Annotated in this window: 22 protein-coding genes; 8 read left to right on the top strand and 14 right to left on the bottom strand. The window is 65.2% G+C overall.

Annotated features, from left to right (window positions below; all coding sequences use genetic code 11):
- Window positions 1-7 precede the first annotated feature (7 nt).
- Genes ACVZTU_RS00465 through eat form a run of 4 tightly spaced genes read right to left on the bottom strand, consistent with a single transcriptional unit; the run spans window position 8 to window position 5,025 of the window.
- Window positions 8-1,375, bottom strand: a complete 1,368-nt coding sequence (locus ACVZTU_RS00465; RefSeq protein WP_259358081.1) for an aldehyde dehydrogenase family protein — start codon at window positions 1,373-1,375, stop codon at window positions 8-10.
- Entirely contained in the window at window positions 1,372-2,142 is a 771-nt protein-coding gene (locus ACVZTU_RS00460; protein WP_172173032.1) for a gamma-glutamyl-gamma-aminobutyrate hydrolase family protein, read from the bottom strand. The genes ACVZTU_RS00465 and ACVZTU_RS00460 overlap by 4 nt, the downstream gene beginning before the upstream one ends.
- Window positions 2,123-3,541, bottom strand: a complete 1,419-nt coding sequence (locus ACVZTU_RS00455; protein WP_172173034.1) for a glutamine synthetase family protein — start codon at window positions 3,539-3,541, stop codon at window positions 2,123-2,125. Before ACVZTU_RS00455 ends, ACVZTU_RS00460 begins: the two co-directional genes overlap by 20 nt.
- A 47-nt stretch (window positions 3,542-3,588) precedes the next feature.
- A complete protein-coding gene (gene eat, locus ACVZTU_RS00450) occupies window positions 3,589-5,025 on the bottom strand; it encodes an ethanolamine permease (RefSeq protein ID WP_139467681.1) in 1,437 nt (478 codons plus the stop codon).
- Window positions 5,026-5,213: 188 nt separating this feature from the next.
- Here eat and ACVZTU_RS00445 point away from each other — a divergent pair, with 188 nt between their 5' ends.
- Together ACVZTU_RS00445 and ACVZTU_RS00440 are read left to right on the top strand one after the other, a co-directional pair.
- Entirely contained in the window at window positions 5,214-5,960 is a 747-nt protein-coding gene (locus ACVZTU_RS00445; RefSeq protein ID WP_219922266.1) for a FadR/GntR family transcriptional regulator, read from the top strand.
- Window positions 5,961-6,032: 72 nt separating this feature from the next.
- Entirely contained in the window at window positions 6,033-6,842 is an 810-nt protein-coding gene (locus ACVZTU_RS00440; protein ID WP_482401098.1) for a MerR family transcriptional regulator, read from the top strand.
- 70 nt (window positions 6,843-6,912) lie between these two features.
- Here the strand turns inward: ACVZTU_RS00440 and ACVZTU_RS00435 are convergent, their stop codons facing one another.
- Window positions 6,913-7,380 (bottom strand): DUF2871 domain-containing protein, encoded by a 468-nt coding sequence (locus ACVZTU_RS00435; protein WP_482401097.1) that lies wholly within the window; start codon window positions 7,378-7,380, stop codon window positions 6,913-6,915.
- 145 nt (window positions 7,381-7,525) lie between these two features.
- Between ACVZTU_RS00435 and ACVZTU_RS00430 the strand changes: the two genes are divergently transcribed.
- Window positions 7,526-8,011 (top strand): hypothetical protein, encoded by a 486-nt coding sequence (locus tag ACVZTU_RS00430; RefSeq protein ID WP_482401096.1) that lies wholly within the window; start codon window positions 7,526-7,528, stop codon window positions 8,009-8,011.
- A gap of 115 nt (window positions 8,012-8,126) precedes the next feature.
- On the opposite strand, the gene ACVZTU_RS00425 is transcribed toward ACVZTU_RS00430, so the two are convergent.
- On the bottom strand, window positions 8,127-9,671 hold the full coding sequence (locus ACVZTU_RS00425; protein ID WP_482401095.1) for an 8-oxoguanine deaminase: 1,545 nt from the start codon (window positions 9,669-9,671) through the stop codon (window positions 8,127-8,129).
- Window positions 9,672-10,121: 450 nt separating this feature from the next.
- On the opposite strand from ACVZTU_RS00425, the gene ACVZTU_RS00420 reads away from it, so the two are divergent.
- Window positions 10,122-11,732, top strand: a complete 1,611-nt coding sequence (locus ACVZTU_RS00420) for a nucleobase:cation symporter-2 family protein (RefSeq protein ID WP_482401094.1) — start codon at window positions 10,122-10,124, stop codon at window positions 11,730-11,732.
- A 165-nt stretch (window positions 11,733-11,897) separates the two neighbouring features.
- Here ACVZTU_RS00420 and ACVZTU_RS00415 read toward each other — a convergent pair whose 3' ends face one another.
- The 5 genes from ACVZTU_RS00415 to ACVZTU_RS00395 all read right to left on the bottom strand — a co-directional run bounded on the left by ACVZTU_RS00415 (window position 11,898) and on the right by ACVZTU_RS00395 (window position 17,090).
- Window positions 11,898-13,010 (bottom strand): HNH endonuclease signature motif containing protein, encoded by a 1,113-nt coding sequence (locus ACVZTU_RS00415; RefSeq protein WP_482401093.1) that lies wholly within the window; start codon window positions 13,008-13,010, stop codon window positions 11,898-11,900.
- Between the two features lie 87 nt (window positions 13,011-13,097).
- Entirely contained in the window at window positions 13,098-14,111 is a 1,014-nt protein-coding gene (locus ACVZTU_RS00410; RefSeq protein WP_482401092.1) for a hypothetical protein, read from the bottom strand.
- A gap of 172 nt (window positions 14,112-14,283) precedes the next feature.
- Complete coding sequence (locus tag ACVZTU_RS00405; protein WP_139467674.1) at window positions 14,284-14,961, bottom strand: HAD family hydrolase; 678 nt, start codon at window positions 14,959-14,961, stop codon at window positions 14,284-14,286.
- Between the two features lie 151 nt (window positions 14,962-15,112).
- Complete coding sequence (locus tag ACVZTU_RS00400; RefSeq protein ID WP_172173048.1) at window positions 15,113-15,862, bottom strand: M50 family metallopeptidase; 750 nt, start codon at window positions 15,860-15,862, stop codon at window positions 15,113-15,115.
- A 121-nt stretch (window positions 15,863-15,983) separates the two neighbouring features.
- Window positions 15,984-17,090 carry a Gfo/Idh/MocA family protein gene (locus ACVZTU_RS00395; protein ID WP_482401091.1) on the bottom strand — a complete coding sequence of 369 codons (1,107 nt, stop codon included), beginning with the start codon at window positions 17,088-17,090 and terminating at the stop codon, window positions 15,984-15,986.
- Window positions 17,091-17,293: 203 nt separating this feature from the next.
- Here ACVZTU_RS00395 and ACVZTU_RS00390 point away from each other — a divergent pair, with 203 nt between their 5' ends.
- The 3 genes from ACVZTU_RS00390 to ACVZTU_RS00380 are packed head-to-tail and all read left to right on the top strand — an operon-like array spanning window position 17,294 to window position 19,635.
- Entirely contained in the window at window positions 17,294-18,190 is an 897-nt protein-coding gene (locus ACVZTU_RS00390) for a PhzF family phenazine biosynthesis protein (RefSeq protein ID WP_482401090.1), read from the top strand.
- A complete protein-coding gene (locus tag ACVZTU_RS00385; protein ID WP_482401089.1) occupies window positions 18,187-19,158 on the top strand; it encodes a methyltransferase family protein in 972 nt (323 codons plus the stop codon). The genes ACVZTU_RS00390 and ACVZTU_RS00385 overlap by 4 nt, the downstream gene beginning before the upstream one ends.
- A 45-nt stretch (window positions 19,159-19,203) precedes the next feature.
- Window positions 19,204-19,635, top strand: a complete 432-nt coding sequence (locus tag ACVZTU_RS00380) for a YdeI/OmpD-associated family protein (RefSeq protein ID WP_482401088.1) — start codon at window positions 19,204-19,206, stop codon at window positions 19,633-19,635.
- On the opposite strand, the gene ACVZTU_RS00375 is transcribed toward ACVZTU_RS00380, so the two are convergent.
- A complete protein-coding gene (locus tag ACVZTU_RS00375; RefSeq protein WP_482401087.1) occupies window positions 19,636-20,061 on the bottom strand; it encodes a VOC family protein in 426 nt (141 codons plus the stop codon).
- A gap of 98 nt (window positions 20,062-20,159) precedes the next feature.
- Here ACVZTU_RS00375 and ACVZTU_RS00370 point away from each other — a divergent pair, with 98 nt between their 5' ends.
- Window positions 20,160-20,642 carry a MarR family winged helix-turn-helix transcriptional regulator gene (locus ACVZTU_RS00370; RefSeq protein WP_139467662.1) on the top strand — a complete coding sequence of 161 codons (483 nt, stop codon included), beginning with the start codon at window positions 20,160-20,162 and terminating at the stop codon, window positions 20,640-20,642.
- 81 nt (window positions 20,643-20,723) lie between these two features.
- Here the strand turns inward: ACVZTU_RS00370 and ACVZTU_RS00365 are convergent, their stop codons facing one another.
- Together ACVZTU_RS00365 and ACVZTU_RS00360 are read right to left on the bottom strand one after the other, a co-directional pair.
- Window positions 20,724-21,197 carry a VanZ family protein gene (locus ACVZTU_RS00365; protein WP_139467661.1) on the bottom strand — a complete coding sequence of 158 codons (474 nt, stop codon included), beginning with the start codon at window positions 21,195-21,197 and terminating at the stop codon, window positions 20,724-20,726.
- Window positions 21,198-21,277: 80 nt separating this feature from the next.
- The gene (locus ACVZTU_RS00360; RefSeq protein ID WP_482401086.1) at window positions 21,278-21,745 is read right to left on the bottom strand and encodes a VanZ family protein; all 468 of its coding nucleotides are present in this window, start codon (window positions 21,743-21,745) and stop codon (window positions 21,278-21,280) included.
- Between the last annotated feature and the right edge of the window lie 61 nt (window positions 21,746-21,806).

Below are 21,806 nucleotides of genomic sequence, written 5' to 3'. Positions count from 1 at the left end.
GGATGGGTCAGCGCGCTGGCCGGGTCGCGAAGAAGACGTTCTTGACCTCGGTGAATGCGGACACGGCGTCGGGGCCGAGTTCGCGGCCGAGTCCGGACTGCTTGAATCCGCCGAACGGGGTTGAGTAGCGGACCGAGGAGTGCGAGTTCACCGACAGGTTGCCGGCCTCGACTCCGCGGGAGACCCGCATTGCCCGGTCGAGATCGTTCGTCCAGATTGAGCCGGAGAGTCCGTATTCGGTGTCGTTGGCGATGCGCAGGGCATCCGCTTCGGTATCGAAGGGGACGACGGAGAGAACGGGGCCGAAGATCTCCTCGCGGAAGTCGGCCGTCGCTGTGTCGGGCGGGGTGAGCACTGTCGGCGGAAACCAGAAGCCCGGGCCTTCGGGGGCAGAGCCGGTGAAGGCCACCTCGGCGGCAGCCACATAGCCGGCGACCTTCTCCCGGTGAGCTGCAGTGACCAGCGGACCCATGTCCGTGTCCTCGCGGCTCGGATCCGCACAGGCGAAGGACCCGACGGAGGATTCGAGTGCGGCCATGAAGTCGTCGTAGATCCCGCGCTGGACGAGCAGCCGGGACCGGGAGCAGCAGTCCTGGCCGGAGTTGTCGAAGACGCCTCCGGGGGCGGCGGCCGCGGCGGCCACGACATCGGCGTCGTCGAAGACGATGTTCGCGTTCTTCCCGCCGAGTTCGAGAGTGAGGTTCTTCACCTGCGCTGCACAGCCGGCCATGATCCGCTTGCCCACCTCGGTGGATCCGGTGAAGACGACCTTGCGTACGGCCGGGTGGGTGACGAAGCGCTCCCCGACGACGGATCCCTTGCCGGGGATGATCTGCAGAACACCCTCGGGCAAGCCCGCTTCGAGGGCGAGCTCGCCGATGCGGATCGCGGTCAGCGGCGTGATCTCGGCGGGTTTGAGGACCACGGTGTTCCCGGCTGCCAGGGCAGGGGCGAAGCCCCATCCGGCGATCGGCATCGGGAAGTTCCAGGGGACGATGACACCGACAACGCCGAGCGGTTCGGCGAAGGTGATGTTCACTCCCCCGTCGACGGGGATCTGCCGACCGAAGAGCCTCTCCGGCACCGCCGCGTAGTATTCGAGGACGTCGCGGACGTTGCCGGCTTCCCATCGGGCGTTCCCGATCGTATGTCCGGCGTTGGCGACCTCGAGCCGGGCGAGCTCTTCGTTGGCCGCGTCGACCTTGTCGGCGAAGCGCCGCAGGAGCCGGGCGCGATCGGCGGGGGCGACGGCGCGCCAGGATTCGAAGGCCCGCGCCGCCTTCTCGATCGCCCGGTCCGTCTGTTCGAGATCGGCGAGTTCGACGTCGGCGATCGGTTCTTCCGTCGCCGGGTTGATGACCGTGTAGGTGCTCACTTCGGTGCTCTCCTTGTTCCTCTGTCTGTCGCGTGTCGTCGTGCCGCTTGAACGAGGGCACGGACGACTCGGTCGTCATCGGGGTCGTGTTCGGGATGCCATTGGACGGCGAAGAGCCATCCCCCGTCAGCCGGGTCTCCTGTCTGATCCACGGCCGGGTCCGGTTCGATGGTCTCGACGAGTCCCTCTGGACTGCGGCCGGTCGCACGCAGACCGGCGCCGAGGCGGTCGATCCCCTGATGGTGATAGCAGGGTGCAGTGGTCGCCTCGCCGAGGATCTCCCTGGCCCGTGACCCTGCTTCCGTGGTCACCGTGACCTCGCCGTAGACGCCGGGGGCCGGCTGATAGTCGGAATGTCCGAGCGACTCCGGCAGATGCTGGATCAAGGTGCCTCCGGCGGCGACGTTGATGACCTGCATCCCGCGGCAGATGCCGAGCACAGGCAGGCGGCGTCGCCGCGCGGCCGCCAGGAGCATCATCTCGCTCGAGTCGCGGAACGGGTGGGACACGGTCGTTTCGTGCGGATCCTGACCGTATTCGGACGATCCGACGTCGGCTCCTCCGGCCAACAGCAGGCCGTCGACACGGTCGAGGACCGCAGGAGCCTGTCCGTGGGGCGGCAGCAGCACGGGGATCGCCCCGGAAGCGGCGACCATGCGCACATAGTCGCCCGGGATGAGAGCCGCCTCGGTGTCCCAGACTCCCCACTGGGCCTGCTGCATGTAGCAGCTGATGCCGATGACGGGGTCAGAGTCGTTCGAACCCACGGAGCCTCTCCCAGTCGGTGACAGTCGCGTTGTAGGCCTCCAGTTCGATGTCGGCCGCGTGGACGTAGTGGCGGACGACGTAGTCGCCGAACGCGTCCTCGGCGATCTGCGATCCGTCCAACCGGTCGCGGGCACCCTGGAGGGTGGTGGGCAGTCGGGAGGCACCGGCGGTGTAGGCGTTGCCTTCCGTGATCGCGGGCAGTTCGAGGCCTTTCTCGATCCCGTGGAGACCCGCCGCGATGAGAGCCGCAGTGGCGAGGTACGGGTTGAGATCGGCCCCGCCGACTCGGCATTCCACGCGCAGGGAGGGCCCCGAGCCGACGACGCGGAAGGCGCAGGTGCGGTTGTCGAAGCCCCAGGCGACCGCGGTCGGTGCGAACGAACCTTCGACGAAGCGTTTGTACGAGTTGATGTTCGGGGCGAAGAAGTACGTGAAGTCCTCGATGCAGGCGAGCTGACCGGCGATGAACTGTTCCATGAGGGTCGAGAACCCATGCTCGCGGTCTCCGGCCATGACCATATCGCCCTCAGCCGAGCGGAAGCTCAGGTGGATATGGCACGAGGAACCCTCCTTCTGGTCGTATTTGGCCATGAAAGTGATCGATTTCCCGTGCTGGGCGGCGATCTCCTTCGCCCCGTTCTTGTACACCGCGTGGTCGTCGCACGCCTTGAGGGCGGGCTGGTAGCGGAACGTGATCTCGTGTTGGCCGAAGTTGCATTCGCCCTTGGCCCCTTCGACGAAGAGCCCGGCCCCAGCCATCGAATTGCGGATGTCGCGCAGCAGAGGTTCGACTCGGGCGGTGCCGAGGAGGGAGTAGTCGACGTTGTACTGGTTCGAGGGCGTAACTTCGGTGTACTTCGAGGCGAAGGCTTCTTCGTAGCTCGAGTCGAAGGTGATGAACTCGAGTTCGGTGCCGACATGCGCGCTCAGCCCATGGTCGGCAAGGCGGGCGAGCTGGCGCTTGAGGATCTGACGTGGGGAGGGCGCCACCTCGGCGCCGGTGGTCGTCAGGAGGTCGCAGTTGACCATCGCACTGCCCGGCTGCCAGGGCAGGAGGCGCAGGGTCGCAAGGTCGGGCTTCATCACCATGTCGCCGTATCCGGTCTCCCAGGAGGAGACCTCGTAGCCGTCGACGGTATCCATGTCGACGTCGACGGCGAGCAGGTAGTTGCAGCATTCGGAGCCGTGGTCCATGACGTCTTCGAGGAAGAACTGGACGCCGAGCCTCTTGCCCTGCAGGCGACCCATGTGATCGGTGATGGCAACGACCACGGTGTCGATCGTGCCCTCGGCGGCGAGTCGGCGGAGTTCGTCGACGGTGAGCGGTTCGGCCTGGATCGACCCTCTGGAGGTCCTCTGCTCCGAGGTGGGCGAGGTGGGTACCGGAATCTCGGTCATGCGGCGTTCCTTTGCTGTGCGGGGTGGTTGAAGGTGGGTCGTGCGGGCTACTTGAGGCCCTTCTCGGCGGCCTCGATCTGTGCGAACTCCTCTTCCGGTGCGCTCGCGACGAGGTGGTGGCGGGAGTAGAACCAGAAGTAGGCGAGCGCGATGAGGAAGACTCCGGCGGCGATGCCGGCGGCGAGGATGTCGACGAAGAAGGTGGCGATGACGGCCACCGATGCGAGTACGAGGGCGATGGAGGTGGTGACGATGCCGCCGGGAGTGCGGTAGCCGCGGGGCAGATCGGGTTCCTTGACGCGCAGGCGGATGTGGGAGAGGTTGAGCAGGACGTAGGAGACCGTGGCACCGAAGACCGCGACGTTGAGGAGGACTCCGCCGTTGCCGTCGACGGCGATCGCGAGGATGAAGCCGATGGTGCCGGGGACGATGAGGGCGAGGACCGGGGTCTTGCGCTTTCCCGTCAGGGACAGCCACTTGGGCAGGTAGCCGGCGCGCGAGAGGGCGAAGAGCTGACGAGAGTAGGCGAAGATGATCGAGAAGAAGCTCGCGATGAGTCCCGCCAGGCCGGCCCAGTTGACGAAGGTCGCAAGGACGGAGTTCTCGCCGTAGATCGTGCGCAGGGCTTCGGGCAGCGGATTGTCCGATTCCCCCATCGCCGAGGCGCCTGCGAGTCCGGGGACGAGGAGGAGCATGAGGGCGCCGAAGACGACGAGCACGGCCATTGCCGTGATGATGCCGCGCGGCATGTCCTTCTTCGGGTTCGCCGATTCCTCGGCGGCCAGCGGGACGCCTTCGACGGCGAGGAAGAACCAGATACCGAAGACGAGCGAGGCGAGCAGGCCGGAGATGCCCATCGGCATGAATGCCGACGACCCGAGGGCGCCGGTGGGTTCGATGTCGAAGAGATTGCTGGCATCGAAGTGGCCGACCGCGGCGACCACGAAGACGATGAGGGCGATGACCGCGACGGCGGTGATGACGAACATCAGCCGCAGGGCCTCACCGACTCCCCATAGGTGGATTCCGATGAAGACCGCGTAGGCGACGAGATAGATCGTCCAGGTAGGCACCGATTCGGGCAGAATGCCGAGCGCCTGGACGTAGCCGGCGATGAAGGTCGAGATCGCGGCCGGAGCCATCGTGTACTCGATGAGGATCGCCATGCCGGTGGCGAATCCGCCCAGCGGGCCGAGCGCTCGGCGGGCGAAGCCGTAGCCTGCACCGGCAGTCGGCAGAGTGGAGGAGAGTTCGGCGAGGCCGAAGACCATGCATACGTACATGAGTCCCATGAGGAGAAAGGCGATGAGCAGGCCGCCCCAGCCGCCTTCGGCCAACCCGAGGTTCCAGCCGGAGAAGTCTCCGGAGATGACGTAGGCGACGCCGAGACCTGCGAGGAGGATCCAGCCGGCCGCGCCCTTCTTCAACTGTCGCTTCTCGAGGTAGTGCTCATCGACATTGCCGTATTCGATGTTCTTGCTCATGGCTGCCCCTCGGGGTTCTGGTGAGTCTCGATCTCGTCGTGGTCGAACAGTCGCCCAATGGATCGTTACCAGACCATTAGACTGAGACGAATGTAATCTGACTCACAGACGACTGTCAAGGATTTTCCGCGAGAGTGGAAGAATCAACGAAGACGAGTTGAGTTGCGAGACCAGGAGAGGAGGCAGACTTGGACAGAGCAGAAGAGCCGGGCGGCCCAGGGACCGCGGGCAGCCAACCCCGCCCGGGAGGCAAGCATGCGCGCGGCGGAAATGTGTTCGAACATACGATTGCGGAGCTGCTGCGGGCGATCCGTCTCGGCAAGTACCTCGTCGGCGACAAACTGCCGGCCGAGCGCGAACTCGCCGCCCAGATCCGGGTCTCGCGGGCGACCCTGCGGCAGGCGCTCATCGAGCTTCAGACTGCGGGCATCGTCACTTCCCGTCGCGGTCGCTATGGCGGCACCTTTGTGACACGACTGCCGTCCGCCGACACCGATGAGCGCATCGACCCCGGCGAGCTCGATGATGCCGTCCGGTTTCGCTTGGTTCTCGAGACAGCCGCGGCCCGCATCGTCGCCGAGCAAGACCTCTCTCCGAACGAGGTCGCTGCCCTGACCGCAGCGGAGACGGATTGTCGTACGGTGTTCGCCTCCGCCGAACAGTTCCGCGTGCTCGATGCCAGATTCCACCTCATGATCGCCGAACTCACGCACATGCCGTCACTCATCTACGCCTCAGCGAGCACTCGCGATCGGGTCAACGCCCTGCTCGACCGGATCCCCTTCATCCATACGAACGTCGAGCACTCCTGCGATCAGCACCGAGAGATCGTCGACGCCATACTCGCCTCTGACCCTGATCGTGCCGCCGATCTCGCCGCACAGCATGCGGAAGGCACCGAGAAGCTGCTGCGCGGATTCCTCGAACAGAGGTGAGACCAGCGGCGAATGCTCTTGAACCTGACACCGTGTCAGGTGGTGGACTGTCGATGACGACGAGGAGAGCACATGAGGATCGGTGAATTCGCGCAGCTGGGGCAGGTATCGGTGCGCATGCTCCGCCACTATGAGTCGATGGGTCTGTTGGCTCCGGATTCGGTCGAACCGTTCTCCGGACACCGCAGCTACACGGTGGCGCAGCTGCCGCGCCTCAACAGAATCATGGCGCTCAACGCCCTGGGGATCTCGCTGCGGAAGATCGCCGAACTGATTGACGCCGACCTCAGCACAACCGAGCTGACCGGCATGCTCAATCTGCGTCGTCATCAACTGCGAGCCGAGCAGTCGGCTGCAGCCGCGAAGCTGGCCGAAGTCGAATTTCGGCTGGCACTCATCGAAGGGACTGCTATGAACCATCCGGACTGCATCATCAAAGAACTGCCTGCAGAGAGGGTACTCGGACAGACGGTCGTTCTCGGCGAGCCGCCGTTCGACACTTCTGAGATCGGACCGCTGTTCGGCAGTGTTGCCGACCGTCTCGCGGAAGCGGGGATCCGACACGCAGCCGGCGTCGGCATCTACTCCTACGCCGGACACGGGACCGAGGTCACCTGCGGGTATCGCACGGAAACAGCTCAGGATCTTGCGGATCTGCAGGTCACAGAGCTGGAGGCGTGCACTGCGGCAACTCTCATCCACGAGGGGTCGATGAGCCGCATCGGCGCCAGCTGGCAGCACCTTTCCAAGTGGTGCATCAGTCAGGGGTATTCCCTGACCGGCCCGTGCCGCGAGGTCTATCTCGACACCGATGACGACACCGCAGACAACTCCGACCAAGCTGGGTGGATCGTCGAGCTCCAGCAGCCGATCATCGCGTGACGGCGACGCCCGAGGGGGCAGGGTTCCATTCCCTCATTCAAGGCGAACCGCCTCGGCGACGGTGTCCTGGTCAGCGCGACGGCGAAGTCGCCTCCGCGCCTTCGGTCACAGCCTTATCGGCTACAGCCTTGCCGACCACGACCTTCTTGCGCAGGGCGAGGAAGAACAGGACGAGGCTGACGGACAGGGCGATGTGGCCGAGGCCGGCGATTCCGGCGATCATGGCGTTCGACTCTTCGCCGAGGACGGTGAGCGAGCCGTGCCAGACCATCATTGACGCGGTGAGGATCACGCCGACGTTGTAGAGCCAGAAGAACCACGAGAACAGCTTCGTGCCGGAGAGTCCGAACACCTTGTCGAGGACGAGGACGATGAGCAGGACGATGAAGCCGAGTGTGAGCAGGTGGGTGTGGACGAGGCCGAGCTGCGTGAACTCGCCGGAGGGGAAGTCGTTGGCCTTGGTGAACTCGCGGTAGAACAGTCCCGAGAGGACGCCGATGATCATGTACGTGAAAGCTGCATTGAATATCTTCTTCATGCTTCCACTTCATCAGCACGCGGGCGCGGTTTCCTGACCCACAGGATTGAACTGCATCCCCAACTTTCGATTGATGTTCCATCACACAGGGTCCTGAGGCCCCGAAAATCGGTTCCGGAGCTCGTGATCCCGCTAGCCTGGAGGCATGGCCATGGAGAACTTGCTCGCGAAGATCGACCGCCTCGCCGGCGGCAGAAAAGCCGGAATCGTCGTGCCCTCGGACGGCCTCGCACACCCGAAGACTAAACGCGCCTTCGCGTGGATCACCTGGCTGCTCGTGTTCGAACTCGTGCTCGGCTTCGGAGCCGTGGTCTACGCAGTGCTCATCGCCCGGGCCGGGGAACCGGTGCCGTTCGCCGTGTGGATGCACACGATCGTCGTCCTCGGCATGACCGTGACCCTCTTCTACTTCTTCTGGCGCGCAACGAAGGGCTTCTACTGGGGATACCAGCGCCTGCGCCTGTTCACGCAGATCTTCCCCGTCATCACCCTCGTCATGGCCGCGATCCCCGGCCTCTACCCGGTCTGGATGATCACCGAGCAGATCGTGTTCAGCCTGGTCATGATCGGCGTCGGCGACTTCCTCACCGGCGACCACCTGCGCGAGGTGTTCCGCAAACCCGAGGACTGAGCGGGCGGCATCCTCCTCGTGCCCGGGCCCGTACCGGAGGCCCATCGGATGAGGCCCCTGACCACGACCACCGAGGCGGCACCCGCCCACCACGTCATCCGACCTCAGCCGGAACTCACCCTGCAACGAGGCGGCGCGCCTCCTCCTGATGCGCAGCGATGAGCGCTTCTTTGTCGAGCGCGTGTCCGCTCGCGCCGATGGCGTGGCCGTCGACGACCCGCCACTGACCGCCGACCATCACGCGATCGGCCTTCTCTGCACCGCAGAGGACGAGTGCGGGGATCGGGTCGTGCGATCCGGAGAAAGCGAGGCCGTCGAGGCGGAACATTGCGAGGTCGGCCTGCTTGCCCACCTCGATGGTGCCGAGATCGTCGCGTCCGAGTGCCGCCGCCGATCCCTTCGTCGCCCAGTCGAGGACGCGGCCGCAGGTGACCGCCTCGGCGCCGTAGCGCAGACGTTGGATGTAGAGCGCCTGCCGGACCTCGCGGATGAGGTTCGAGGCGTCATTCGACGCGGATCCGTCGACACCGAGTCCGACGTTGACTCCGGCGTCCTCGAGTTCGACGGCGCGGGCGATTCCCGAGGCCAGCCGCATGTTCGAAGTCGGGCAGTGGGCGACGGAGACCCCGGCGGCGCCGAGGCGGCCGATCTCCGAATCGTCGAAGTGCACACCGTGCGCCAACCAGGTCCGCTCCCCCAGCCAGCCGACGGATTCGAGGTAGTCGACGGTGCGCAGGCCGAAGGTCTCGCGGCAGAAGTCCTCTTCGTCGATGGTCTCGGCCAGGTGGGTATGGAGGCGGACATCGAGTTCCGCAGCGAGTGCGGCGGATTCGCGCATGAGCTCGGTGGTCACGGAGAACGGGGAGCACGGGGCGAAGCCGATCTGGATCTGAGCGCCGGGCCCACGTTGGTGGTAGGTCTCGACGAGACGGCGGGAATCGTCGAGGATGACCTCCGAGTCCTGGACGGTCTGCTGAGGGGGCAGTCCGCCGTCGTCCTCGCCCAGTGACATCGACCCGCGAGTCAGCATGGCACGCATGCCGAGTCTCCGGACGACGTCGACCTGGATGTCGATGGCCTCGTCCATGCCGGTGGGGAACAGGTAGTGGTGGTCGGCGGCGGTCGTGCATCCGGATTCGAGGAGTTCGGCCATCGCCACGGTCGTGGCGAGTTCGAGCGCGCGCGGGGTCAGCCTGGCCCAGACCGGATAGAGGTTCTGCAGCCATCCGAACAGCGGCAGGTCGGCGACGGGCGCCCATGCACGGGTCAGCGTCTGGTAGAAGTGATGATGGGTATTGATCAGCCCGGGAGTGATGACATGCGCTGAGGCGTCGATGACTTCGAGGGCAGCCGTGTCACCGGCGGTTCCGCCGGCCCCGGATGAAGTGGGTTCGCCACCGGCGGGAACGAGTTCCACGATAGTTCCCGTGGCGGGGTCGATGACGATTCCCCGCGCCGCCCGGTTCGGATCGACACCGACACCGAGGTGGACGGCCAGCGGATCGCGCAGCCACAGTCGCGCGGTCGATGTGTTCCCGGAAGCCGGGGAGTTCCCCGGCAGCGGGGAGTTCCTCGATGCGCGGTCTCCCGTATTGAATGAGCTTCCTGGTGCCGAGAAGCTTCCTGCTGACGGTGTGCCGGTTCCATTGCTGTCGGTCATCGTGTCGCCTTTCCCTCTTGAACCGTGCGCGTCGAGCGCGCACTATTGGTCAGTGGCGACAGAACTGGGGCTGACGCCACCAGCTCAGGTTTTCCGGCGTCTGCTGCTCCGCCGGTCGGTATCCCATCCGGGATCCCCGACTGTACCCACCTATCGGCGAGACGGTACGATGATCCAAAACCATCGAACTGAGCGAACGTTCAGTAGATCGTCGGGGGATGAGTACACGACTGCCGTGAACTCTAGCATGTGCCGCGGGTCACTAAAATGGCTTGCGGCGAAAATGGTATTCCTTTAGAGTTTTGCGATAAGGAAATTTCCTTTCGCATAACGGAATTATGCAACCGATCCCTCGGTCGATCTGATGCCCGCTCGGACGCTACACCGGCCACTGAGGTCGGTCAGTCACAGTGAGGTCTTCGCCCGAGGACGCACTCAATGGAGAGATAGATGTCGGTATCCCATCAGTCACCCAGCAACGACCGCAAGTCCGCGGCCGCGAGCAAGTCGGCCCGTCCGGAGGACGAACGGCTTCCTGTCGGCAGTTCCTTCGCCTACGGTCTGCAGCACGTGCTCACCATGTACGGCGGAATCATCGCCGTTCCCCTCATCATCGGCAATGCCGCCGGTCTCGACGGCAACGGCATCAGCCTCCTCATCGCCTCCTGTCTGTTCATGGGCGGTCTGGCCACGATCCTGCAGTCGGTCGGAGTGCCGTTCTTCGGCTCGCAGCTGCCGCTGGTCCAGGGAGTCTCGTTCGCCGGCGTCGCGACGATGACGTCCATTCTGGCCGGCGGCGACGGCCTGCCTGCGGTCTTCGGGTCGGTGCTGGTCGCCTCGGTGATCGGCCTGATCGTCGCCCCGGCCTTCGCACTCATCGTGAAGTTCTTCCCTCCGGTGGTCACCGGCACGGTCATCACCACGATCGGTCTGTCACTCATGCCCGTGGCCGCAGGTTGGGCCATGGGCGGGGATGCCGAGGCCGCCGACTACGGCAGCATGCGCAATATCCTCATCGCCGTGGTCACCTTGGCCATCGTGCTCATCCTCAGCAGGATTCCCGTTGCGGTGATCTCCCGCCTGTCGATTCTGCTGGCCATCGTCATCGGCACCATCGGCTGCCTCATCTTCGGCTGGGCCGATTTCTCCCATGTGCTCGATCGCGGGATCTTCGCGTTCCCCGAGCCGTTCGCCTTCGGTATGCCGACATTCTCGGCCGCGGCGATCATCTCGATGTTCATCGTCATCATCGTCACCTTCGCCGAGACTACGGCGGACATCATCGCCGTCGGAGAGATCGTCGATACGAAGGTCGATTCCAAGCGCATCGCATCGGGCCTGCGCGCTGACATGCTGTCGTCGGCGGTCTCGCCGATCTTCAACTCCTTCACCCAGTCGGCATTTGCGCAGAACGTCGGCCTGGTGGCGATCACCGGCGTGAAGTCGCGCTTCGTCGTCACGGCCGGTGGTGCGATCCTCGTCGTTCTCGGTCTGCTGCCCGTGATGGGCGGGGTCGTTGCGGCGGTCCCGACTCCGGTTCTCGGCGGCGCGGGCATCGTGCTCTTCGGCACGGTCGCCGCGTCGGGCATCCGCACGCTGTCGAAGGTCGAGTACGAGGGCAACCTCAATATGATCATCGTGGCGGTCTCGCTGGCCTTCGGCATCATCCCGGTCGTCGAGCCCGACTTCTACAATGCCTTCCCGGATTGGGTCGGCATCATCCTCCATTCGGGCATCTCCTCGGCCACTCTCATGGCCGTGCTGCTCAACCTCGTCTTCAACCACATCGGAGTGAAGACGAAGGACCGTTCTGATCGGTCGGTCTTCGTGGCCGGCACCGGACGAGTCATCCGCAAGGAAGAGCTGCAGCGACTCATCGACAACGAAGCCATCCTCTATGAAGGCGATACCGTCAAGGACGGCAAGATCGTCGATTGCAACGGAGAAGAGGTTCCGGTCGTCACCGAGGAGCAGCACGAGAAGGTCGTCGACGCCGCCCAGAAGGGTGAGGTTCGCACCCAGGAAGACGTCCGCCGCCTCATCGCCGAGGACGGTAACTGAGGCCAGATACGCCAACTGGACCCGGATACACCGAACGGGCCCCGGCCGCCGTCTGCGAAGGCGCGCGTCCGGGGCCTCGTGCGATTTCGGGCTGCAGTCAGATCGGGCTGGTCGTCAGAACGGGCGGGCCGTCAGAAAGGGTCCGCCGTCAGAACGGACCCGCCGTCAGAACGGGGGAGGATCTCCGGAGTCCCAATAGTCGTTCCACGGGGGCTCCCGGCCGACGCTCAAGACGGGCTTGGCGCCAGCGGTCGGGGCACACTTGTCCCCTCGTTCCCTGGAGCCTGGTTCGGAGTCCCTTGGCTCGGAGGCTACTGGTTCGGAGCCCCCTGTTGCGGTGTGGCCCTCTGGTTCAGGAGGGCGAAATGCATCCGTATTGTCGAGTCGTCCGGCTGGGCCCAGATTTCCGACGTCGCGAAGCTGCTCCGCGTCGACGGGATTCTGCCGGTCGAGCAGATTCGGCAGTTGGTCATAGTTCTCCACCTGTCGAGCGTGCTCGGCGTTGATTGGGTTGTCCGGTGGATACAGTGTTGCGACGACTCCGCGGGTGAAGGAGTACTCCACTGCCCCGTCCTCGGTCATTCGGACCGCGAGCCTGCGGTCGGTCTTGGCCTGGTGGTCGGGTTTGCACAGCGGGTGGAGGTTTTCGAACGTCGTCTGACCGCCTCGGGCCGGATCGGCATGGTCGAACGGAATGATGTGATCGACTTCCGAGGTCTCCGCTCGTCGGGTGCAGCCTGGAGCGGTGCAGGACTGCCATCTGCCGACCAAGGGCGCGCGCACGTCTGCCGGGATGTGGTAGCTGCGCGAGCGGGCATCGATCGGTGTCCCGGTGGCGGGGTCGGTGAGGATCCGGTGCCAAGTGGGGCTCTCGCCTGCGAGCGCACGTGCCGCGTCGGGCGGCACCCGGGTGCCGTCGGAGAACGTCCCCGGGAGCTCCGACTTTCCCACCGCGGTGAGGTAGGGAACCGTCACCATCATCTTCGCCTGCTCTCGCACCCACTGCCCGTGGGTGGGCATGACGAGCTTGATGGTGGTCGTCACCTCGACGCCGGTGTTGGCGGTCGCTTCCGCTTCACTCTGCGCCTCCTGCACGGCACGATCGACCGCGGCTGCCGTGATCGGAGCCGTGGAGTCGGATTCGTCGGCGACCGAGGAGTCCGAGCCGTCGGCGGCTTCGAGAGCGATCTCGTTCGTGGTGGTCTCACCGGTCATGGTGTCGTGCGTCGTCACGGCGATGCTCATCTGCGGGGTCGCTCGAGTGGCGATGTCGAACATGAGGGCGGCGATGCTGTCCTGGTCGGCGACCTCGAGGCCGGCGGTGCTCTCTTCGGAGAGCGCCGAGATGTTGCCGTTGCGGATCGCTCAGGCGAATGCTTCGATGCGCAGGTAGAAGGCGTTGAGTTCCACGGCGGGTCCGGACAAGGTCACCGAGGCGGTGCCGTCGGGGTAATTCATGATGTCGACCCGGCGACGCTTCTCGGCCAGTTCGGTCCGGTCGTCGACCGGGACGAGTGCCGCGATCTTGAGGTTGAGCGACTTCTTGAAGGTCTCCATAGTGATATCGGCACGGCGGTCGCCCAGGTAGGCATCGAGACGGGGCAGATATTCGAAGGCGACGTCTTTGATGGCACGGGTCGCTGCAAGTACGTGTTCGATCGTGAATTCACCGGCGAGGCAGCGCTGCAGGAACTTCGGCAGTCCGAACGCCAGTGTCACGGCGTTCGTGATCTCGTTGTAGGCACCGTTGCTCGTCGAGCCGAGGACCGTGGTCAGCTCGGCGATCTCTTCGCGCGTGGCGAGGTCGTGGACCCAGCTGTTGAAGGATTTGTGCAGTCCGAACTTGGGGAAATTCGGAAGCGGGGCTGCCGGCGGAGCCAGTGGCTGCTCGACGATGCTCTCCCCGGTTTCGCCGTCGTCGGTGGCAGTGCCGGTGGAGGAAACAGCATCATCAGACCCGTCGAGAGCGCGGCCTTCGAGAACGAAGCCGGTGGATGTCCACGGGTCCACGAAGTCGTCCTTTTCAGGCAGCAGTCCGTCACGTGCCGTGATGAAGCGGCCGGCCGTTTCGGTGAACGTTGAGTGATAGTAGATCTTGTCGCCCTCGGCGTAACGGAGCTTCTCAATGACATCGGTCAGAAACAGGCCCGCGATGGCCTGGAATTCGGCGAGGCGAACTCCCGTGCTCAAATGAGCCAGACTGACGACCACGGCCATCGGCGAATCGGGTTCGACGTCGAGACGACGGGGTGAGTCGGGGCCGATCAGAGGAACCTGAGGTGATGAAGAGAGGTCTGCCGATGTCGCGGGTGAACCGGAGACTGATTCATTCGAGGCACGCTCGAGACCGTTGTTGCCCGGATCCTGAGGATCCTTCATCGACCTCGCCGCCTTTCACGTCGATGTGAATGCCTTGACTCTATTTTACTCCCAAGGAGAAGAAATGAATGTCACAGTTCGATTACGAAAGGAATCTCTGCGAATTTGGGTGCTGTTTGATGTATTTTGATGATGCAGTTTTGCCCCAGCCGAGGCTCGGCGAGCCAGGAACCTACTCAGTCAGCAGGCCGGGCAGCTGGTCCATCGCGTTGAAGGTCTCGGCGGCACCCGCTGCCAACAGCGTTTCCGCGCTCTGATGAACCGGAGAATCCGGGCAGAACCCGAGCACACGGGATCCGGCCGCAGCGCCGGCGATCACACCGGTGGGGGAATCTTCGATCACGGCCGCCTCGGCGGGGTCGATCTGCAAGGATTCGGCTGCTGCCAAATAGACGTCCGGGGCGGGCTTCGAGTTCGGCTGCTCCATGCCGGAGAAGATCCGACCCTCGAAGGCATCGAACAGGCCGATCTTGCGCAGCTGCAGCTCGATCTTCGGACGATCCGCTCCCGAAGCGCAGGCGATCCTGCCCGGGTAGCTCTCGGCGATGCGGTGAACGGCATCGACGACCCCCGGAATCGCTTGGAGGGAGGCCTCGAGCTGGGCATTGCGCCGCCGCCGGAACTCCTCCATCCACTCCGCGCCGATGCGGAATCCGGTGTGCTCCTCGATGACATCAGCCTCATCGCGGAGCATCTTACCGACGAATCGCGCAATGCATTCCTCGGCGCTCAGCTGCCAGCCGAGTTCCTGCAGCATCTGGTGGAGGACGCCGTTCGTGATGCTTTCGGAATCGACGAGGACTCCGTCACAGTCGAAGAGGACAGCGGAGAATTTCGGAAGTGGGGCCATACTCCGATTCTGCCACCCGGCACTGACGCGGAATCACGGGCATCCACGCCGGCTCGTCCCTGAATCTCGCGGACCCGATACTGCCGCTGTCGCACCGTGCCGACCGCCACCGTCCCTGCTGCTCCAGCTCAGGAAACTGAGAGAGCCCCAATCACACCGCGCCGACCGACACCGCCGTATACAGCACCCGTGCGGTGGCGAGCGCGCAGACGATGATGACCAGCGCAAACAGCGTCAGCCAGGCACCGGCGGGCAAGGCCGAGCCCTGCGCGAGGATATAGGCATCGGACTGCTGCACATGGCGCCGGCGCGTATGGACGCGGATGACCTTGACGAGGTCCTTGAGCGACCCGATCGTCAGCGCCGTGCCGAGCGCGGCGACGAAGACCGAGATCCACTCCAGCGGCAGGAAAACGACGACGAGCTGCGCCGCGATCGCCGTGATCACGGCGATGACCGCGCCCGCGAAGTTCCGGATGAAGATGAGCGCGACCAACAGGATCAGCGCGCCCACAGACAGTGCCAAGGGGGCCCAACCGAAGGCCGCCGAGGTGGCGAGGACGAGTCCGAGCACGCCCGGTGCCGGATATCCCCAGAAACCCGCCCATGTGGCGGAGAAGCCGACTCGGCCGAAGGAGTTCATCTGCCCCGAATGATCGAAGTTCAGCGAGATCCCCTTGACCACTCGTCCCGTCATGAGCGCGGCGAATGCGTGACCGAGTTCGTGGATGAAGGTCACGAACAGTCCGAAGAACCTCCAGATCCCCGGAGTCAGGGTCACGACCAGGGGCACTCCGATGACGAGCACGAGCCCGAGGACGTCGAGCTCGAGCCCGTCCTGCCGCCCGAAGCCCGAGGTGATGGCATCCCACCACGTCGCCGTTGCCTGCTTGAAGTCCATAGCGGCCCAGTGTACGAACCGCTCCTGAGCGGGACCCTCAGGACCTCCTCAGCGATTCGGGAGGTCGGGACTCCTATGACTCAGGCAGTCGAGGTGCCTATGGTTCGGGAGATCGCGGTGCCTAGACGGCCAGCGATTCTACATCGACCCAAGAACGTTCGTGTACCGACCGCAGCACGGCCTCAGTCACGAGCACGGCTCGCACCCCGTCTCGCAGAGTCGGCAGCCCCTCCGGTCGCTCGCCGGCGAAGTAGGCATAGGAGTCGGCGACGAAGCCGTTGAACGCGTCCTGGTATCCCTGCGGATGGCCGGCCGGGACCATACACAGGCGCGCGGCATCGGCGGACAGGAAGTCGGGATCGCGGACGAGTAGGCGGCTGTCGGCGCGCTGACCGAACCACAGCTGCTCGGGCCGCTCCTGCTCGAAGCGCATGCTCGCCTCGGTGCCGGCGATCTCCACTGTCAGCCCGTTCTTGCGTCCGGGAGCCAGCTGAGACACCAGCAGCGAACCGATGGCGCCGCCGGAGAACTCGACGGTCACGGCCACAGTGTCCTCCGTGGTCACCGCGGCACCTCCTCGGCGTGGATGAACGGTTCTCGTGGTCGCCACCAGGGACGATATCCGGTCATCGACGATGAACTCGATGAGGTCGACGAGGTGGGAGCCGATATCGGCGAAGGCCCGCGACGGGCCGCCGCGTTCGGAATCGACGCGCCAGTTCTCGTCGCCGGAGCCGAGCAGCCAGTCCTGCAGGTATCCGGCGTCGACGGTCAGCACCGTCCCGGCCTGACCCTCGCGGAATCGGGCGCGGGCCTCACGCACCATCGGGTGGTAGCGGTAGACGAACGGAACGGTCCCAAGCAGCCCCGCCTCGTCGGCGCGAGTCAACACGGCACGCGCGGCTGCCGAACCAGTGGCCAAGGGCTTCTCGCAGATGATGTTCGATCCCGCGTCCAGCGCCTGCAGGGACTGTGCCGCGTGGACGTCATTGGGAGTGCAGATGTGGACGGCATCGAAGGTGCGACTGAGCAGTTCGTCGGCCGCAGTCGAATTCTCGAAGCCGAGCTCGGCCGCCGCCTGCGCCGATCTCTCCGGCTGCGACGATGCGACCGAGTCGAGCACGGCTCCGGCCGACCGTACGGCCCGACTGTGGACGCGGCCCATGAACCCGCCGCCGAGCATTCCGATGCGGAGACCTCGGCCCCGCGCTGTGTCACGTGAGTGCATGCCTCATTATGCAATCACCGTCCACACCGAGTCGACCGCATCCATCAGCACCGAGTCGACCGAACCGCTGCCCTCCGCAGCTGACACCCCCCGCTCCACCGGGGGCCAATCCACCGGCGCTCCGGCCTGGGCCTTTACACTGTGAGAAGCGCCCGCGCAATCCCCCGCTCGCAGCGTGGTCCGCAACTCGCGAAGGAGTGTCATTGTCACAGCACCGTCGTTTCGCCCAGGTCGATGTCTTCTCTGCCGTGCCCTTCCACGGCAACCCCGTCGCGGTCATCGTCGACGCCGATGGCCTCGATGAGGAGCAGATGGCCCGCATCGCGAACTGGACGAACCTGTCCGAGACCACCTTCATCCTCCCGCCCGACGACCCCACCGCCGACTACCGTCTGCGCATCTTCACCCCGCATCGAGAACTGCCCTTCGCCGGCCACCCCACGCTCGGTTCGGCCGCGGCCTGGCTCGACGCCGGCGGCGCCCCGAAGCACGAGGACCGTATCGTCCAGGAGTGCGGTGCCGGCCTCGTCGACATCCGCAGATCCCCTCGCCGAAGCGGCCCGACCGACCCGGACAGCCCCACCGACCCGACCAGCGGATCCTCCGAGACCCTCGCCTTCGCCGCCCCCGATCGACTGCGCTCGGGACGGCTCGACGATGCCTACGTCGACCAGATCGCGGTCGCCCTCGGCGTCGATCGTGCCGAGATCATCGGACACCAGTGGGCCGACAACGGCCCCGGTTGGGCGGCCGTGCGACTGTCCAGCGCCGACCAGGTGCTCGCGCTCACCCCGGACTTCTCGGCCATCCCCGATGCGAAGCTCGGCGTCCTCGGCGCCCACCCGGACGGGGCAGAACACGAGTACGAGATCCGCGCCTTCGTGCCGGGAGTCGGCGTCGCCGAGGATCCGGTGACCGGCAGCCTCAACGCCTCCGTCGCCCAATGGCTCATCGGTGAGAACCTGGCCCCGAACAGCTATACTGCGACCCAGGGAACCGCGCTCGGCCGCTCCGGAGTCATCTCCATCACCGCCGAGGACGACGAGATCTGGGTCGGCGGAGACACTTCCATCTGCATCCGCGGGACGGTGCACACATGAATCGACATCTCACCGAAGTGAACAAACCGAAGAAACGACTGCGCATCTTCCACGGCCGCATGTACTTCGCCCTCCAGGCCCTCGCCGGAGCGGCATGGTGGCTGGGCACCGCGATGATTCCCGGGGTGGCGACCGCGACTCTCGGCAGCATCGACCCGCTGCTCATCGCGATCGTCGACATTCCGCTGTTCGTCATCGGTTCTGCCCTGGCCGCGCTCAACTTCCGCTGGGCGGTGTGGATCGCCACCGGGTGGACCGTGCTCGTGGCGCTGGGCATGGTCATCTACGCAACCGCCACCACCGAGGCGGGGCTCGGCGCCGTCCTCATGATCCTCGCCGCACTCGGCAGCCTTCTTGCCGGTGTGCTCATGATCGTCGGCCGCATCCCGTCCGAGAAGCTCCTGGTCGGGCCCTTCGCGTTCCACAGTTCGCATACCCGCATCCGGTCCCGCCTGCTGATGCGGACCACCATCCAGATCGTCGTGTTCTGGGGCGTCTTCCTCATCATCATCCCGGTCATCATCAATGCCTTCGAAGACCGCTGGAACCTCGCCTACAAGTTCCCGATCCTCCTGGTCGTCGTCGGTTTCGCCCTGCTCGCCATCTCCAGCGTCATCGGCGTCTGGTCGGCCCGCGCGATCGCGAACTTCGGCTCCGGCACCCCGCTGCCCTCGCAGATGGCCCACCACCTCGTCGCCCGCGGCCCCTACGCCTTCGTCCGCAATCCGATGGCCATCGCCGGCGTCGTCCAGGGCATGGCGATGGGTCTGCTCATCGGTTCGTGGCTCGTCGTCGTGTACGCGCTCATCGGCTCACTTCTGTGGAACTGGCTCATCCGCCCCCACGAGGAGACCGACCTCCTGGAGCGCTTCGGCGACGAATACCGCGACTACGCCAAGCACGTGCGCTGCTGGTGGCCGACCTTCTCGACCGCCGAAACCGCTCCCGACCTTGTCGACGAGGACTGATCGGCCTACGCTCGGTCAAGACCATCCACTCACCGAGGAGGCCGCATGGTCACGTTCACCACTGAACTCCTGAAACTCGGCAACAACGTCGGCATCGAAGTTCCCGAGGACATCGTGCTCGGCTTCGGCGTGGGCAAGCGGGTCCCGGTCATCGTCACGATCGAAGGCTATTCCTATCCCTCGACGACCGCGGTGATGGGTGGGAAGTACCTGCTCCCGCTCGCCAAGGAACACCGGAAGAAGATCGGCGTCGCCGGCGGTGAGACCCACGAGGTGACGCTGACACACGACACCTCGAACCGGGAGACCCCGGTTCCCGATTCCCTCGCCGAGGCGCTCGCCGCCGCCGGTGTCCGCGCGGCGTTCGATGCGCTCGCACCGTCGAAGCGCAAGGAGCATGTGCGGCAGGTGACCTCGGCGAAGGCCGAGGAGACGCGGAACAGACGGATCAAGAAGATCGTCGACTCGTTCGAGTAATCACCCTGCGTCGTGCAGGGTCACCGCATAGCCGTCGGGATCGGCGAAGGCGAAGGTCAGCCCGAAGGGGCTGGGAGCGGGCGCCCGGAGGATCTCCACCCCCGCCTCGGCGAGGGAATCGTGCAGCGCCTGAGCATCATCGCACCTCAGCCACAGTGCCACCCCGTTTCCCGGACGGTCGCCGGAGTCGAGGTCGACGCCGGGCAGCGGTTCGCGCACGGCGAAGGGGATCGGCGAAGTCGTGAAGACGACCGCTCCGGGAGGAGCAACCGGGGCACGGGTGAGTCCGAGTCGCGATTCGTAGAACTGTGCGGCCGCTTCCACGTCTCGGACCTGCAAGGCGATGAAGTCCGGACCGCTCACGGTGCCGGTCTCCTCGGTGCTCGTGGTGCCGGCTTTCACTGTATCGGTCGTCGATGCATTCATGTTCGTTCCCTTCTCTCGGCATCCCTCCCTTTCATGGAGAGCCGCCTTTGTCACATGTCAGTATCCTGACATCGATAAATGTATGTCAGAATACTTACATGAGTCAAGGGTCAGAGGATCACAATGCGGGAACCTGCGAAGAGCCGGTGGAACTCGAGTCGCTGCTCGGCTATCAACTCAAGCATCTGCAGTCGGAGCTGCGGTCGAAGATGGACGAGACGCTGCGGCCGCTGGAGCTGACCACCCCGCAGTACAACTGCCTCGAGCAGCTGCGCCGGAGGCCGGGGGCGTCGAATTCCGAGCTCGCGCGCGGCGCCTTCGTCACCCGGCAGACGATGAATACGCTGGTGCGCGGCCTCCAGGAACGGGGACTGATCACGAGGCCGGCCACGGCCGAATCCGGTCGAGTCCTGCCCACACGTCTCACCTCGGCGGGACTTGAGGTGCTCGATCAGGCCGTCTCCCGCGTCGAGGCGGTCTCCGCTCGCATGGTCTCGCCGCTCGATGATGAGACTCGGACGATGGTCACCGAGGCGCTCGGCCGGTGCATCGCGGCCCTCGAAGAAGCCGAGGACGGCTGAGGGCCGGGAGATCGAGCGGTCACCGATAGGACGACTGGAAGACCGGCGGACAACCAGGGCCTTGGACCGACGTGATCGGACCTACACCGGCGCGAGCTCCTTTTCGGATTTCCGCCTCGTCGACCGTTTCGGCCATGCGGCCAGGCAGCACAGGCCGAGGATTGCGCCGATGCCGGCGCCGAGGGTGTTCGTGACGAGATCGCTGAGCGTGGCGAAGCGGGACTGAGTGAGCACGGTGCCTTGGAAGATCTCGATGGCGGCGCTGAAACCCGCGCCGAAAAGGAATCCGAGCCACCACCGTCGGCGCCCGAAGTGCAGGGCCGCGAGGAATCCGAAGGGAATGAACATCGCCACATTGCCGAGCTTCTCGACCCGTTCATAGGTCAGCCAGGCGGTCTCCCGGTGAGCGGCGAAGAGGTCGAGTGCGTGCCCGATGAGAGTGTCCGGGCCGGTGCCCATCTGCTGCGGGGTCAGCGTGATGGCGGCGATGAAGAGTGTGTAGAGGACGAGAAGAGCCAGCGGCGCACCGACTGTGCGCTGATCACGATCGGTCATCACCGCCCAACTTACGACCGAATCCTGGGCACATCCTCAGATGCGGATATGACCCGGCTCTCACCGGACCTCACGATCTGTCAACGAACCTCATGGTCGACGGGAACGACGTCCATCCTCGGCGGCCAGATCCTCATGACGAGGAGTCCGGCCACAGCCCCGATGCCGGCACCGAGGCTGTTCGTGACGAGATCGCTGATCGTGGCGAAGCGCGTAGGTGAGAGCAGGGTCGCCTGAGTGCCCTCGATGAGGCACGTGAAGGCGATGCCCGCGACCCAGCCGACCCACCAGCGGCTGCGGCCGCACTGGAGGGCCACAAGCAGGCCGAAGGGAATGAACATTCCGACGTTCGCGAGCTTCTCGAGGATGTCAAAGCTGATCCATGCGGTCATCCGGTGGGAGGCGAGGAACTCGAGCAGTCCTGCGATGAACGAGCCGGGGCCTGTGTCCATCTGGTTGGGTGTGAGCGTGACGAGGCCGATGAAGACCGTGTAGAGGATGAGCAGCGCCAGGGGCACCGTCCGCAGCTGTCGCCTCGTGCCCGTCATCGTTCCCCTGTTCCTCGACCCGGTCTCATTGTGCCCGCCTGCAGCATGAGGGTCGAGGGAT

Source organism: Brevibacterium sp. OS20, assembly GCF_056837565.1.
The sequence above is the reverse complement of the archived record's forward strand: the minus strand, read 5'-3'. Positions and strand labels throughout refer to the sequence as shown.

What these genes read in the sequence shown, in the direction of transcription:
- ACVZTU_RS00455 (WP_172173034.1), bottom strand. Translation starts at nt 3,541, where the DNA reads ATGACCGAGATTCCGGTACCCACCTCGCCCACCTCGGAGCAGAGGACC.
- eat (WP_139467681.1), bottom strand. Translation starts at nt 5,025, where the DNA reads ATGAGCAAGAACATCGAATACGGCAATGTCGATGAGCACTACCTCGAG.
- ACVZTU_RS00440 (WP_482401098.1), top strand. Translation starts at nt 6,033, where the DNA reads ATGAGGATCGGTGAATTCGCGCAGCTGGGGCAGGTATCGGTGCGCATG.
- ACVZTU_RS00435 (WP_482401097.1), bottom strand. Translation starts at nt 7,380, where the DNA reads ATGAAGAAGATATTCAATGCAGCTTTCACGTACATGATCATCGGCGTC.
- ACVZTU_RS00430 (WP_482401096.1), top strand. Translation starts at nt 7,526, where the DNA reads ATGGCCATGGAGAACTTGCTCGCGAAGATCGACCGCCTCGCCGGCGGC.
- ACVZTU_RS00425 (WP_482401095.1), bottom strand. Translation starts at nt 9,671, where the DNA reads ATGACCGACAGCAATGGAACCGGCACACCGTCAGCAGGAAGCTTCTCG.
- ACVZTU_RS00420 (WP_482401094.1), top strand. Translation starts at nt 10,122, where the DNA reads ATGTCGGTATCCCATCAGTCACCCAGCAACGACCGCAAGTCCGCGGCC.
- ACVZTU_RS00415 (WP_482401093.1), bottom strand. Translation starts at nt 13,010, where the DNA reads ATGTTCGACATCGCCACTCGAGCGACCCCGCAGATGAGCATCGCCGTG.
- ACVZTU_RS00410 (WP_482401092.1), bottom strand. Translation starts at nt 14,111, where the DNA reads ATGAAGGATCCTCAGGATCCGGGCAACAACGGTCTCGAGCGTGCCTCG.
- ACVZTU_RS00405 (WP_139467674.1), bottom strand. Translation starts at nt 14,961, where the DNA reads ATGGCCCCACTTCCGAAATTCTCCGCTGTCCTCTTCGACTGTGACGGA.
- ACVZTU_RS00400 (WP_172173048.1), bottom strand. Translation starts at nt 15,862, where the DNA reads ATGGACTTCAAGCAGGCAACGGCGACGTGGTGGGATGCCATCACCTCG.
- ACVZTU_RS00395 (WP_482401091.1), bottom strand. Translation starts at nt 17,090, where the DNA reads ATGCACTCACGTGACACAGCGCGGGGCCGAGGTCTCCGCATCGGAATG.
- ACVZTU_RS00385 (WP_482401089.1), top strand. Translation starts at nt 18,187, where the DNA reads ATGAATCGACATCTCACCGAAGTGAACAAACCGAAGAAACGACTGCGC.
- ACVZTU_RS00380 (WP_482401088.1), top strand. Translation starts at nt 19,204, where the DNA reads ATGGTCACGTTCACCACTGAACTCCTGAAACTCGGCAACAACGTCGGC.
- ACVZTU_RS00375 (WP_482401087.1), bottom strand. Translation starts at nt 20,061, where the DNA reads ATGAATGCATCGACGACCGATACAGTGAAAGCCGGCACCACGAGCACC.
- ACVZTU_RS00370 (WP_139467662.1), top strand. Translation starts at nt 20,160, where the DNA reads ATGAGTCAAGGGTCAGAGGATCACAATGCGGGAACCTGCGAAGAGCCG.
- ACVZTU_RS00365 (WP_139467661.1), bottom strand. Translation starts at nt 21,197, where the DNA reads ATGACCGATCGTGATCAGCGCACAGTCGGTGCGCCGCTGGCTCTTCTC.
- ACVZTU_RS00360 (WP_482401086.1), bottom strand. Translation starts at nt 21,745, where the DNA reads ATGACGGGCACGAGGCGACAGCTGCGGACGGTGCCCCTGGCGCTGCTC.